This window comes from Synechococcus sp. WH 8101, from assembly GCF_004209775.1.
Lineage (GTDB): Bacteria > Cyanobacteriota > Cyanobacteriia > PCC-6307 > Cyanobiaceae > Synechococcus_C.
The window spans coordinates 2,097,944-2,110,572 of sequence record NZ_CP035914.1; the positions used below are offsets into that span (position 1 = coordinate 2,097,944).

General features: G+C 65.2%; 16 protein-coding genes and 1 tRNA gene. 9 read left to right on the forward strand and 8 right to left on the reverse strand.

The genetic code is table 11. The annotated features are described in order from the left end of the window. The first annotated feature begins 15 nt into the window (after positions 1-15). Together rplU and rpmA are read left to right on the forward strand one after the other, a co-directional pair. Positions 16-366, forward strand: coding sequence for a 50S ribosomal protein L21 (rplU, locus tag SynWH8101_RS11205; protein ID WP_130129834.1), 351 nt, complete (start codon positions 16-18; stop codon positions 364-366). 39 nt (positions 367-405) lie between these two features. After that, positions 406-672, forward strand: a complete 267-nt coding sequence (gene rpmA, locus SynWH8101_RS11210) for a 50S ribosomal protein L27 (protein WP_130129835.1) — start codon at positions 406-408, stop codon at positions 670-672. Here rpmA and SynWH8101_RS11215 read toward each other — a convergent pair. Together SynWH8101_RS11215 and SynWH8101_RS11220 are read right to left on the reverse strand one after the other, a co-directional pair. Next, positions 650-1,120, reverse strand: coding sequence for a DUF2127 domain-containing protein (locus SynWH8101_RS11215; RefSeq protein ID WP_130129836.1), 471 nt, complete (start codon positions 1,118-1,120; stop codon positions 650-652). The two genes, rpmA and SynWH8101_RS11215, sit on opposite strands and share 23 nt — an antisense overlap. Before the next feature lie 20 nt (positions 1,121-1,140). Beyond that, complete coding sequence (locus SynWH8101_RS11220; protein WP_130129837.1) at positions 1,141-1,893, reverse strand: bifunctional 2-polyprenyl-6-hydroxyphenol methylase/3-demethylubiquinol 3-O-methyltransferase UbiG; 753 nt, start codon at positions 1,891-1,893, stop codon at positions 1,141-1,143. Between the two features lie 80 nt (positions 1,894-1,973). Between SynWH8101_RS11220 and truB the strand changes: the two genes are divergently transcribed. Then, positions 1,974-2,867: a tRNA pseudouridine(55) synthase TruB gene (truB, locus tag SynWH8101_RS11225; RefSeq protein WP_130129838.1), complete on the forward strand. Its 894-nt coding sequence runs from the start codon at positions 1,974-1,976 to the stop codon at positions 2,865-2,867. Between the two features lie 59 nt (positions 2,868-2,926). Next, positions 2,927-3,712: a YebC/PmpR family DNA-binding transcriptional regulator gene (locus SynWH8101_RS11230; protein ID WP_130129839.1), complete on the forward strand. Its 786-nt coding sequence runs from the start codon at positions 2,927-2,929 to the stop codon at positions 3,710-3,712. Here the strand turns inward: SynWH8101_RS11230 and SynWH8101_RS11235 are convergent. Next, complete coding sequence (locus tag SynWH8101_RS11235; RefSeq protein WP_174719516.1) at positions 3,699-4,562, reverse strand: glucosamine-6-phosphate deaminase; 864 nt, start codon at positions 4,560-4,562, stop codon at positions 3,699-3,701. The genes SynWH8101_RS11230 and SynWH8101_RS11235 overlap by 14 nt on opposite strands. Then, positions 4,510-5,862 carry a SpoIID/LytB domain-containing protein gene (locus SynWH8101_RS11240; protein WP_130129841.1) on the reverse strand — a complete coding sequence of 451 codons (1,353 nt, stop codon included), beginning with the start codon at positions 5,860-5,862 and terminating at the stop codon, positions 4,510-4,512. The genes SynWH8101_RS11235 and SynWH8101_RS11240 overlap by 53 nt, the downstream gene beginning before the upstream one ends. 82 nt (positions 5,863-5,944) lie before the next feature. Here SynWH8101_RS11240 and SynWH8101_RS11245 point away from each other — a divergent pair, with 82 nt between their 5' ends. Both SynWH8101_RS11245 and psbV read left to right on the forward strand, forming a co-directional pair. Further along, positions 5,945-6,892, forward strand: coding sequence for a ribonuclease Z (locus SynWH8101_RS11245; RefSeq protein WP_130129842.1), 948 nt, complete (start codon positions 5,945-5,947; stop codon positions 6,890-6,892). A gap of 124 nt (positions 6,893-7,016) precedes the next feature. Further along, a complete protein-coding gene (psbV, locus tag SynWH8101_RS11250) occupies positions 7,017-7,529 on the forward strand; it encodes a photosystem II cytochrome c-550 (RefSeq protein ID WP_217350134.1) in 513 nt (170 codons plus the stop codon). Positions 7,530-7,576: 47 nt separating this feature from the next. Here the strand turns inward: psbV and SynWH8101_RS11255 are convergent, their stop codons facing one another. The 4 genes from SynWH8101_RS11255 to serA all read right to left on the reverse strand — a co-directional run bounded on the left by SynWH8101_RS11255 (position 7,577) and on the right by serA (position 11,031). After that, positions 7,577-7,966 (reverse strand): hypothetical protein, encoded by a 390-nt coding sequence (locus SynWH8101_RS11255; protein WP_130129844.1) that lies wholly within the window; start codon positions 7,964-7,966, stop codon positions 7,577-7,579. Positions 7,967-8,078: 112 nt separating this feature from the next. Continuing rightward, positions 8,079-8,378, reverse strand: coding sequence for a ferredoxin (locus SynWH8101_RS11260; protein ID WP_007101676.1), 300 nt, complete (start codon positions 8,376-8,378; stop codon positions 8,079-8,081). Positions 8,379-8,520: 142 nt separating this feature from the next. Beyond that, a complete protein-coding gene (prmA, locus tag SynWH8101_RS11265) occupies positions 8,521-9,435 on the reverse strand; it encodes a 50S ribosomal protein L11 methyltransferase (protein WP_130129845.1) in 915 nt (304 codons plus the stop codon). A gap of 9 nt (positions 9,436-9,444) precedes the next feature. Next, the gene (gene serA, locus SynWH8101_RS11270) at positions 9,445-11,031 is read right to left on the reverse strand and encodes a phosphoglycerate dehydrogenase (RefSeq protein ID WP_130129846.1); all 1,587 of its coding nucleotides are present in this window, start codon (positions 11,029-11,031) and stop codon (positions 9,445-9,447) included. A 119-nt stretch (positions 11,032-11,150) separates the two neighbouring features. Between serA and SynWH8101_RS11275 the strand changes: the two genes are divergently transcribed. The 3 genes from SynWH8101_RS11275 (at position 11,151) to SynWH8101_RS11285 (ending at position 12,621) form a co-directional block, all read left to right on the forward strand. Continuing rightward, on the forward strand, positions 11,151-11,669 hold the full coding sequence (locus SynWH8101_RS11275) for a hypothetical protein (protein ID WP_130129847.1): 519 nt from the start codon (positions 11,151-11,153) through the stop codon (positions 11,667-11,669). Further along, positions 11,669-12,463 carry a photosystem II S4 domain protein gene (locus SynWH8101_RS11280; protein WP_174719517.1) on the forward strand — a complete coding sequence of 265 codons (795 nt, stop codon included), beginning with the start codon at positions 11,669-11,671 and terminating at the stop codon, positions 12,461-12,463. Before SynWH8101_RS11275 ends, SynWH8101_RS11280 begins: the two co-directional genes overlap by 1 nt. An 86-nt stretch (positions 12,464-12,549) precedes the next feature. Next, a tRNA-Val gene (locus SynWH8101_RS11285) sits at positions 12,550-12,621 on the forward strand. Positions 12,622-12,629 lie beyond the last annotated feature (8 nt).

A 12,629-nucleotide genomic window follows, 5' to 3' on the forward strand; every position in this document is an offset into this window, starting at 1 on the left:
CGTCCTTTTCCGCCCATGGCAGACCCAAATCCCGAGACCTACGCCATCGTTGAGGCTTCCGGCCAGCAATTCTGGCTTCAACCCAACCGCTATTACGACCTGGATCGGCTCCAGGCTGCGGTCGATGAGACCGTGACACTGGACAACGTGCTTCTCGTGAAGGATTCCAAGGGCACCACCGTGGGCCAGCCCTACGTGAAAGATGCCAGCGTCTCCTTGAAGGTGATGGATCATCGCCGCGGCCCCAAGGTGATCGTCTACAAAATGCGCCCGAAGAAGAAGACCCGGCGCAAGAATGGCCACAGACAGGAGCTCACCCGTGTCATGGTTGAGTCCATCTCCGTGGGCGGCAAGGCCATCAGCTGATCGTCAGCCCTACGTTCCACCCCACCGCTCTCCCACCCCATGGCTCATAAGAAAGGCACAGGCTCCACACGCAACGGCCGCGATTCCAACGCCAAACGTCTCGGTGTGAAGGCCTACGGCGGCGAAACGGTCACCGCAGGCTCCATTCTGATCCGTCAGCGCGGCACCTCGGTGCTTCCCGGTCTCAACGTGGGCCAGGGCAAGGACGACACTCTCTTCGCCCTCACTGATGGTGTGGTGACCTTCGAAACCATCCGTCGCGGCCTGCGGAATCGCAAGCGCATCAGCGTGGCGACCGCCAGCTGAAACCGCCGGTGGCCTGACGCAACGTCAGCACCAAACCCAACACGGTGAGCCCCAGGACCAACACGGTTCTGGGGCTTTGTTCATGGAGGAGATGGCCAACCTCCAGCGGGAGAGCCATCACGAAGACCGCCACCAGCAGCCATTCCCCCCAATGCCGCCCCACCCAGGTCGCCCAGGCCGCCAAGAGGATCAGGGCGGCATACACGCCACTGAGCACGGCCAGCCTCCCCAGACGGCTCGGCCCGAGCAACTCGGCACGATCGGCAGCCTGCACCAACAACTCACGGTTGGCCTGTCCCCAGACATCAGCCCAGTGAGAGAGCTGATCAAACTGGCGACTCCCCACCAGGGCCGCCAGACTCACCAGCAGCAAGGCCAGCGCCAGAACCACCTTCTTGATCACAATCAGGCGCAACAGGAGCCGACTGGAACCGGAATGCCGGGGCATGCGCTGAATTCAACGGGCGATTAGAGCGGACGGTAAGCCCGGGTGGTGATCAGCCAGGGATGGAAGCGTTCCAGGAAGTGGGCCTGCAAGGTGCGGAAAAACTGGTCCACCAAGGCAGGGTCATCGAAGTGAAAGGGGTACTCACCGTTGTGCCCCTTGAAGAAATACCAATTGAGCAAGGCGGTGCCATCGGCAGCCAGACAGCGATGAAACTCCAGCAATTGGGCTGAAGGGTCGGGTAGGTGCTCCAGCACATCGAGACACACCACCGTGTCGAAGCGCTGACCCCGACAGCTGGCCAGGTCGCGATGCACCGACAGGCGATGCTCTAAGCCCAGCGCTGCGGCACGGGCCTGCAGAAATTGGCGGTTGTGGGGGTTGAGATCCACAAACCACACATGCTCCACCTGGGGCAGAGCTGCCGCAGCCAGGGCATGGGTTCCGATCCCACCACCAAAGTCGAGCAGATGGCCGCGGGCGAACTGCTCTTGCAGGCGCAGGGTGTCGGCGATGTAGTCGGCGCTGGTCAGATGCCAGGCCGCCAGCTCGAGCAGATGACCGGTCCCGACCGTATCTTCGTAGAACGTGGTTGCATCCTCCGGCTGAAACGCACCGGGATGGAGTGCCGCCAGATCGTCCGTCCCGACGGGGAGGCGCGCCTCCAACTCGATCAGGGAACAATCGAGGAAGCGGGAGAGATGGCGGCGCAGGTCAAAGCCATCGGCGCGAAAGGCCTCCACATCAAGAGCGGCGGACCGACTGACCTGCTGCATGTCCGATTTCGATCAGGTGGGAGCAACCTACGCGGCGGTGCTGAGTGCCACAGTCTTGAGCGGATGGAGCGTGAGGGCCAGTGAATCGGGAGGGCGTCAATCCGATCGGCTTCGTGGTGATCGACAAGCCGGCGGGGTTGACGTCCCATGCCTGCGTCGCCCGCCTACGCCGCTGTCTCGGCACCCGTCGGGTCGGTCACGGCGGCACCCTGGATCCAGCCGTGACCGGCGTCCTGCCACTCGCGATTGGGCCGGCAACCCGATTGCTTCCCTATCTGCCGGGCGCCAAGACCTACGTGGGCTCGATTCAGCTTGGACGCCGCACCAGCAGCGATGACCTCGACGGTGACCTGCTGGAGGAGCACCCCTGGCCCCGACTCAGCCGCGATGATCTGAATCAACGACTGGATGCCTTCCGAGGCACGATCCAGCAGCGCCCCCCCCAGGTGTCAGCAGTGCATGTGGATGGCGTGCGGGCCCACACCCGCGCCAGGCGTGGCGAAACGATGGACCTCCCCCCCCGCGAGGTGCGCATCGATCGCCTGACGCTCCTGGACTGGGATCCCGACTCCGGCGAGCTGGCGCTGGAGGTGCACTGTTCCGCTGGCACCTACATCCGCTCCCTCGCCAGAGATCTGGGCGAGCAACTCGGCTGCGGCGGCTGCCTGGCACGCCTGCGGCGGCTGCAGGCCCTTGGTTTCAGCATCGACCAGGCGGCTCCTCTCCCCCTCGACGCAGCCTCGGCGACACCGCCCCTGATCGAGCCCCAGCGGGCACTTCAGGATCGCCCGACGCGCATCACCACGGCAGCCGAGGTGGAGGACTGGCGCTGCGGGCGGCGCCTGAGCCTGGATCCAAACATCGCCGCGGGGCCGGTGGTGGTGCTGGCTCCAGACGGCCAGATGCTCGGACTGGGGCTGCACGAGCAACCCGGCAGTTTGAGGCCGAAGGTGGTGTTCGACGCCCACGGCTGAAGCCGACCCGGGACCCGCCCGTAATCTGCGGGGTCGAGGAGAACAACGCTCGGGCAACGATGGCCGGCCACAGCAAATGGGCACAGATCAAGCGCACCAAGGCCGTGGTGGATGCCAAACGCGGTGCCGTGTTCACCCGGATCGGCCGGGAGATCACGGTGGCGGCCCGAGCAGGTGCGGATCCGGCGGGGAACTTTCAGCTGCGCACGGCCATCGCCAAGGCCAAAGCGGCCGGCGTGCCTGCCGCCAACATCGAAAGGGCGATCGCCAAGGGATCCGGCCAGGGAGGCAGCGGGAGCGAACTGGAGAGCATGCGCTACGAGGGCTATGCCCCGGGGGGCGTGGCGGTGCTGGTGGAGGCCCTCAGCGACAACCGCAACCGCACGGCCGCTGACCTGCGTCTCACCTTCAGCAAAAACGGCGGCAACCTTGGTGAGTCGGGATGCGTCAGCTATCTGTTCGACCATCGCAGCGAGGTGCGCATCGCCGCCAAGCCGCACCAGGATGGAAGGCCGTTGGGCATTCAGGAGGATGCCCTGTTGGAAGGGCTGCTCGAGCTCGATGCGGAGGGTTACCAGCTCGAAGGCGATGGCCAAGAAGCCGTGGTGCATGGGCGCTTCGAGGCGCTGGAGGCCCTGCAGGATGGCCTGCGAGACAGGGGCTGGGTCGTTCTCGAATGGGAGCACACCTGGCACCCCCTCACCGCAGCGGTGGTGGATCGCGCCGAGACAGCACACCAATGCCTGAAGCTGCTGGAGGGGCTAGAGGCTCTCGACGACGTCAGCAGCGTCAGCACGAATCTGGAGATTCCGGAGTCGGTTCAGGCGAGCCTCACATCCCGCTGACGGCGTCAGCCGACAGGGCCGCCGCATCAGCCCAGAGATGCACACGCGGATGGGAGCCGAGCCAGCTGGCGGGCAGGTCGGGTGTGGCGTCACCGCGGAGCAAACGCGCCAGGATCAACGCCTTGCCAGCCCCCGTCACCACGAGGTGAATCTCCTCGGCCTGCAGGATCTCGGCGATGCCAAGCGTGATCGCCTGCGGCGGCACCCGCTGGGGATCACCGCCAAAGGCAGCAGCGTTCTGAATTCTCGTTGCATGGCTGAGCTGCACCACCCGGCAGCGAGTGTCTGCCCCGCAGGGGGGTTCATTGAAGCCCACATGGCCATTGCCGCCCAGGCCGAGCAACTGCACGCCCAGCCCCCCGGCCCGCTCCAAGGACAGGGCATACCGCCTGGCTTCCCCATCCGGATCGGGCGCCGCTCCATCGGGCAAGCGGAGTTGAGCGGCCGAAAGGCCCAGGGCATCCCCCAGGCAGCGCTGCATGGTGGCGGCGAAACTGGCGGCAGCACCCGAGTCCAACCCCGCATACTCGTCCAGATTGAAGCTCAACCACCCCTCGATCAGGCGCTGCCGTTCCGCCTCCGTCCATCCCCGCAGACGCGTGATCAGTTGCCGATAAAAGGGCTCCATCGTCCGCCCGGTGGCCAGCCCCAACGGTTTCGGCTCCCGAATCTCCAACCGCTCCCGGAGCCGGCTTTCCCAGTGGTCAACGACCGCCTCGATCAACTGAAGCGGGTCGGGGCGGGAGACCAGTCGAAACGACACCGATGGCGAGGGCACAGCAAACGCGACGCGGAAGTCAGCCCCTCCAGGCTGGCTCGAGCACAGGGCCCAGCGCCACCGCAGGATCATCGCTGGGGCGGAAAGGCCTGATCTGAATGCCCCGGTAGTAATGCTGAAGAATCTGGCGGAAATCGGCTCCACGCTCCGCCAGCGCCCGGGCCCCCCACTGACTCATGCCCACACCATGGCCAAAACCGCGACCACGCACCTCCAGCACCGGTTGCGGCTGAACCACTGAGCCAGGTAGGGCCGGTGGCGGCACCAGGGCCTCATCACCCCCTTCACCGTCGGGATCGCGCAGCAGACCCACCCAGCGGGTGCCATCGATGCGCCCAGTGGCTTGTCGATCCTCCGGCTCGCCATCAAGCCAGGCGAATTCCACCATCGTGCTCTTGAGGCCGAGCCGCTGGCGCAGCTCCCGGCCACTGAGTTTCAGGGAGCCGGCAGGCCCCTTCACCCGCAGCAGGCGCACACGCCCCGTGGAACTGGTGGCCAACACCTGAAAGGAGCGCGCCCCCCCGATCTCCCCGAAGGCGCGACGAAGCTGTGTCGCATCAAAGCGGGCCTGCCAACGGTGCACCGGGCTCTCCTGGTCGTGGTCCGGAACGCTCACCAGATAGGGCAACTGGGAACGCCAGACCTCACCACTCGCCTCGGTCGCTCCGCCGGAACTGCTGTGAAACACCGCATTGATCAGCTTTCCTCCATGCACCATCACCAGGGAACGGGTGCTGTCGACGGCTTCCTCGGTTCTGGGGGTCGCGGATTCGAGGCCGCGGTACACCTGGCTGGCCACGGTGGCCTTCACATCGAAACCTCCCGCCTTGCCGCGCTGGCGCAGGGCATAGGTGCGAGCCGCCACCGCCTGGGCCCGCAGGGCTGCCATCGGCCAATCCTGTGGCATCTCACTGCCCACAACGCTGGCGAGGTAGGCCTCGATCCCCAGCTGGTTCACCACCTGAATCTGGCGGTCATGCACCGTCAGATTCAGCACGCCGCCATAACGCCGCTGTGCCAGCCAGATCCCGCGGGGATCATCAGTCTCCAAGCTCAGCCGCGTGCTGGCGGAGAGTTCCCGGCGTTGCAGCGGCCCTGAAGGATCCCCCTGCGGCTGAAAGTCCAGCACCAGGCGCCCATCCATCAGGCGCACCTCCAGGCGTTGCAGCGCCAAGCGATCCAGGCCACCGCCTCGCACCCGGAGAGGACGGGCCGCATCAGCCCGCAGCGTCACCTGGTCGGCCCGCTGCAGCAACACGCGCATCTCCGGTTCGCGAGCCGCGATCACGGCAGGCGGCCCGGCCAGCCCCGCCAGCAGAGCCGCCGGCAGGCCGAGGGCAAGGGAGGGCAGCGGCCTGAACAAGACCGTCATCAACGAAGGCAGCCCAGTGTGCCGCCCCCGTCCAGGGTCATCCAGGGTGCATGGCAGATTTGAACGTTGAGCGCAGCAGACCGTGCAGGTCACCTTCCTCGGCACCAGCTCCGGCGTTCCCACCCGCGCCCGCAATGTTTCCGCCGTGGCCCTGCGCTTGCCCCAGCGCTCAGAGCTCTGGTTGTTCGACTGCGGGGAAGGCACGCAGCACCAATTTCTGCGCAGTGATCTGCGCCTGTCCCAACTGCGCCGGGTGTTCGTGACCCACATGCACGGTGATCATGTCTTCGGACTGCCCGGCCTGCTCGCCAGCCTCGGCCTGGCCGGCAGCAGCGCCGGTGTCGATCTGTATGGCCCCGATCCGCTCGAGGCCTACCTACAGGGAGTGCTGCGTACCAGCTCCACCCGGATCGGCTACCCCCTGGCGGTTCATCGCGTCCGGGAGGCGGCCGAGAACGGCACGGTGCTGCTGGAGGACGACGACATCATCGTGCGCACCACGCCGCTGACCCATCGCGTGCCGGCCTATGCCTATCGCATTGAACAGAAGCCCCGGGCCGGCCGCTTCGATGTGGATCAGGCCCGGGCCCTCGCCATCCCCCCAGGCCCGATCTACGCCGCCCTCAAGCGAGGAGAAACGGTCAGCCTCGACGACGGCCGCCGGATCGATGGGCGCCAGCTGTGCGGCCCGACACGCCCCGGCGTGAGCGTGGTGTATTGCACCGACACCGTGTTCTGTGAAGCAGCGGTGGCGTTGGCCCGGGGAGCGGATCTGCTGATCCATGAGGCCACGTTCTCCCATGGGGAGGCGGAGATGGCCTTTCAGCGCCAACACTCCACCAGCACGATGGCCGCACAGACCGCGGCGGAAGCCGGTGTGCAGCAACTGGTGCTCACCCACCTGAGCCCCCGCTATGCCCCCGGCAATGCCATCAACGCCGATGACCTGCTGGCGGAGGCGCGGGCGATCTTCCCCAACACGGTTCTGGCGAAGGACTTTCTTTCCCTAGACGTCTGCCCGCGGGACTGACCAGCTGCGGCGAAGGCGACGCTGCAACAGTTCATGATCAGCTGAGCCTGCAGCAGTCCAGGGGACCACCCCCCCGTGATACAAGAGCCTGGTGCGGTGTACCCGTCAGATCCTGGCGTCCTCCATGGCCTCTCTTTTCTTCTCCCTGCGACGGTCCGTGAGCCGGCTGCTGTTCGTGCTGCCTGTGTTGATCGGACTCGCGTTCAGTTCCCCAGCGCTTGCAGCCCAATGGGATGCTGAAACCCTCACGGTCCCAGCCGATGCCAGCGGCGATCAGGTGACCTTCAGCGAGCAGGAGATCAAGACCGGCCGCAAGATCTTCAACACCAGCTGCGGCACCTGCCATGCCGGTGGGATCACCAAGACCAACCACAACGTGGGGCTGGACCCTGAAACTCTCGCCCTGGCGACTCCGGCCCGCGACAACGTCGACAGCCTGGTCGACTACATGAAAGACCCCACCTCTTACGACGGCGAGTACAGCATCGCCGACGTGCATCCCAGCATGCGCAGCAGCGATCTGTTCGTGCAGATGCGTGATCTCAACGACGATGACCTGCGCCTGATCGCTGGTTACATCCTTGTGGCCCCCAAAGTTCAGGGCAACCAGTGGGGTGGCGGCAAGATCTACTTCTGATCTGCCTTCCAGCCATCGACAACCGCTCCGGAACCGGAGCGGTTTTTTTATGGCAGCGCGTTGCCGGGATCCAAGGAGCGCGGATGCCGGCTGTACCACCATTCCTGGAGCTCAGCACTGAAGCGGATCGAAAACAACGTCAGCACGGTGGTCGTGGGCCGGGAGCCCGGTTGCAGCAACTCAACGGCGTACGACGGACAGCGGCGGGCGGCCAGATCGGGAACGAAACGCCGACCAACCCGTCGCCAGCTCGGTTCCTTGCTGCGCCACACCAGACGACAACAGGGCCAGGGCAACTCCTCCCGGTCAAACAGACGACAACAGGGACCAATCACCCTGAAGCTGTACTGCCCCCCAGGGCTGGTGTGGACACTGCCGTGGTCGAGAACGGTCGTCACCTCCGCAGCGGAGGCAGCTGTCGAGCACGCTGCCGTCATAGGAGCACCAGACCGAGCTAAGGCAAGGCTGGCATGCTGCCAGCAAAAAGCCACCCCGAGGGGTGGCGAAGGCTCAACTGCCGAGACTGTGGCTGACAGGTGATGCCGAAACTCAATAGAGCTCTTCTTCGGCGTGGGTCTTGATGGTGCAGTCGGAGGTGGGATAGGCCACGCAGGTCAGCACGAAACCGGCTTCGATCTGGTCATCATCCAGGAAGCTCTGATCGGACTGATCCACAGTGCCAGCGGTGATCTTGCCGGCGCAGGTGGAGCAGGCACCGGCACGGCAGGAATAGGGCAGATCAATTCCCTGCTCTTCAGCGGCGTCGAGGATGTACTGATCATCGGGCACCTCGATGGTCTTGTTCAGACCTTCGCTCTCATTGATCAGAGTGACCTTGTAGGAAGCCATGGCTGGTTGGGGTGTGCAGGAACCGAGAGCCCGGACCTGCAGGACTGCACCTATCTACATCGGCCGAGGGGTCAGCCAGCCGGTTCGTTGACGCAAATCTCTCAAGCCCAATCAAAGCCACTGCTCTGATAAGCCCCTCTTATCAAGAAATCCTTCGGCGGATCTCCAGCAAGCCCCAGCGCCCCTGCGCCACCTGATCGGTCACCTGCCAGCCCAACGCCTCCAGAACGGCGGAGAGCCGGGGCGCCTGCTCGAGCAGCAAGCCACTGAGCAAACCGCGACCGGAGGGCTTGATCAGAGACTCAAATGCTGGCGCCAGCGCTTCGATCACCGGCGCGAGGATGTTGCACAGCATCAGATCGGCGGGCTGCCCCTCCAGAAGTGCCGCCAGCACATCGGCTGAACCCTGTTGCACCACCAACCTTTCGGCCGGCACAGCGCCCAAACGGGCGTTCTCAGCGGTGGCGCGAACGGCCAGTGAGTCGGTGTCGACGGCGAAGACCGTGCTGGCGCCCATCGCCAGGGCCGCCAAACCGAGAATGCCGCTGCCGCACCCCAGATCGGCCACCCGCAGCCCGTCAGGGGGCTGCTGCTCGAGCGCTTCCAGGCAAAGGCGGGTGGTGGGGTGACTTCCGGTGCCGAAGGCACTGCCTGGATCCATGCGCAGCACCAAGCGATGGGCCTGCTCCGCCGGTGGCTCCAGCCAGGCCGGCAGGATCAGCAGCGTCGCTCCCACGGGATCGGGCTCCCAATGCTGCTTCCAGGTGAGGCTCCAGTCTTCATCGTCGAGCTCGCACCACACGGGGTCGGCCAGGGCGAGATCGAACGTGCGCGCCAGCGGCTCAAGGCTGGCCAGAAGAGCGACCCGTTCGGGCTCAGGCCATTCCGGCGCCGGCAACCAGAGGTGAAGGGTGCGTTGGTCGGGGTGCTCCGGCGCATGCTCCACCGACACACGCTGCAGGCCGAGGCTGTCGAGTTTCCAAAGAAGTGACTCCTCGAGCTCAGGCGCCAGCGGCAGCGACAGTCGCCACCAGCGCAGCGGCACAGACACAGACATCAGGCCGGCTCAGAGGGTGACGGGATGGGCTTCCTGGATGCCGTTGATGGCATGGATGGTGGCCAGAAGGCTGGGGGGGATCGGATCATCGATGCTCAGAACCATCACCGCATCACCCCGCACGATCCGCCGGCCGACCTGCATGGAGGCGATGTTGACGTTGTGCTCACCGAGCAGGGAGCCAAGGTGGCCAATGATCCCGGGCATGTCGCGGTGACGGGTGAACAGCATGTGCCGACTTGGGGGCACATTCACCGGAAACTCGTCGATGCTCGTGACCCGCAGATCGCCGTCGGCAAACACGGCACCGGTGACGCTGTGTCCCCCCTGTCCGCCACGGGTGGTGAGCTGGAGGGATCCGCCAGCAAAATCGCGGCTGGCATCGTCCTTGATCTCCAGCACATGGATGCCCCGTCCCTTGGCCTCTAGGGCGGCATTCACATAATTGATGCGCTCACCAAGGGCGCTGGAGAGGAGCCCCTTGAGGGCCGCCACCACCAGGGGCTGGGAAGGATGCTCGGCAAACTCGCCCTGCAAACGCACCTCCAGCTCTTGCACCTGGCCGCCCGAGAGCTGACTCACCAGCAAACCGAGGGTTTCCGCCAGCTGAAGATGGGGCTTGAGGCGCTCCATGATCTCAGCGCTGAGACCGGGAATATTGACGGCGCTGCGGGCGGGCAGACCGAGCAAGACGTCACGGATCTGCTCGGCCACATCAATCGCCACATTCTCCTGAGCCTCCTCGGTTGAGGCACCCAGGTGGGGCGTGAGCACCAGACCCCTCTCTACCGCACGAAGCGGAGAGTCCACCGCGAGGGGTTCGCTGGCAAACACGTCGAGACCAGCCCCAGCAATCACACCGGTGTTGATGGCCTCAGCGATGGCCGCCTCATCGACGATGCCGCCCCGGGCGCAATTCACAAGGCGGGCGGTGGACTTCATGCTGCGCAGCAACTCCGCATTCACCAGGTTCTCGGTGTCTGGAGTGCGCGGAATGTGCAGGGTGATGTAGTCGGCCGTGCGAAACAGCTCGTTGAGCTGGGTGAGTCGCACCTGCATCTGCTGAGCCCGATCAGCGGAAATGAACGGATCGAAAGCGATCACATCCATGCCCATCGCCTTGGCTACCCGGGCCACATGGGACCCGATTTTTCCGAGCCCCACCACCCCGAGGGTTTTCTTGTAGAGCTCGTTCCCCACATATTTCTTGCGATCCCAGGCGCCCTCCCGCATCGAGGCATGGGCCTGAGGCACATGGCGGGACAGAGACAGCAGCAAGGCCAGGGCATGCTCCGCCGCCGCAATGGTGTTGCCCTCCGGTGAATTCACCACCAGCACACCCCGTTGGGTGGCCGCCGGCACGTCGACATTGTCGACACCAACGCCGGCGCGGCCGATGATGCGCAGCCGATCGGCGGCAGCGATCACGTCGGCGGTGACCTGCGTGCCGGAACGGATCATCAGGGCGTCGTAATCGCCGATGATCGCCTTCAGTTCATCGGGGCTGAGACCGGTGCGCTGATCCACCTGTGCCACCTGGCCAAGGATGTCGATCCCCGCCTGATCAATGGGATCGGAAACCAGAACTTTCGTCATCAACCGGCGGAACACAGCCACCCTTCACTGTAGAGAGCGGCTCGCAAAGCTCCTGTTGTGCAGCGGACCATGACACAGCGGCCCACAGGCGAGACTTGGCGATTGGCGAGGGGATGGTCATGCCGGTCTGCGTGCTGGTGCTGAAGGAGCTGAAGGACGCAACCAGCCTCAGGCAACGACTGGATGCTGAACCGTTCCCCCTGCGCCAATGTCTGCTCGTGGCACCGGAGGGGGAGGACAACGCCGCTGCCGTGGCGATGGATCAGGTGGATCTGCTCAATCCGAGTCTGGCCCGCCAACGGCGCCAACGGTCCATGGCCCGCTGGCTGATGCCCTTCGGCTTCTTCGCTGGCCTCACCTTCACCCAGATCACCAACCTGGAGACCTTCTCGGCCCTGGGCCCCTGGGGAGAACCGGTCGTGGGGGGCCTGCTGGGACTGGGCTCAGGCCTGATGGGCAGTTATGCCGCCGCCGCCAGCGTGCCGTCCGACAACGAAGACGGCGTGCGCATCCTGCGCAATCGCCATGAGGAAAGACGCTGGCTGCTGCTGCTGGAAACCCCGAGCGGGGTTGAACCGCCCTGGCAGCTGCTGCAGAGCGCCCGTCCCCTGCAGGTGGTGCGCCTCAGCGAACTCTGATGCTCCCCCGCGCCGAACTGCTGCAGGGGGCCCGCAACCGGGAGGGCCTTGAACGCCTGCTCGATCAGGCGGAGGCGGTGCTGCGCACCTGGCAGCCCCAGTGGAGCCCTTTTCTGGAGGCCCCCTTACAGGAGGAGGCCTTCGACCGTTTCTCCAGCCTCACCGAACTGTCCTGGCGGCGAGAGGGTGGATACCCCGGCGCTGAGCGCTGTCGCCTGCTCTGCCAGCGACGGGATCCCGACCTTGAACCGGGTTCGGAAGCGCAGGAGCCAGCTCCGATTGTGGGGCTAACGGTGGAGGGAAATTTCCTGTTTGACCCGATTGTTCCCGCCGACATCCGCCGGGCACTCGCCCCCCTGGGCGGTGCCCCTGAGCAACTCGGCGACGTCTGGATCCGTGGCGATCGTGGCGCCCAGCTGCTCTGCACTCCGGAGGCCGCCGATCGCCTGAACGGACGACAGGGCCGACTGCGCGACGTGGAGATCCACTGCGAAACCATGCCGATCGATGCTCTTCAGCTGCCGGTGCGCCGCGCCATCAAGCGCTTCAGCAGCGTGGAGGCGTCCTGCCGACTCGATGCAATCGCCTCAGCCGGCTTCGGGTTGTCCCGCAGCAAGGTGAGCCAGGAGATCCGATCGGGGCAGCTGCGCCTGAATTGGGAGCCGATCCGTCAGGCCAGCAGGGAGCTCAAAGTGGGCGACCGATTGCAGCTCCAGAACCGAGGCAGCGTCGAGGTGCTGTCGCTGACGCTCACCAAGCGTGAACGATGGCGGGTGGAGATGGAGCGACGATGAGACCTCATCACCACTCAACTGCTAGGTTCACTCTCACAGCAGTGCAACTGCTGGTCACGCCTCTCGCAGTGTTCGATGCGACGAGAGGGCGATTAGCTCAGAGGTAGAGCACTACCTTGACACGGTAGGAGTCACTGGTTCGATTCCAGTATCGCCCACTTCCTTT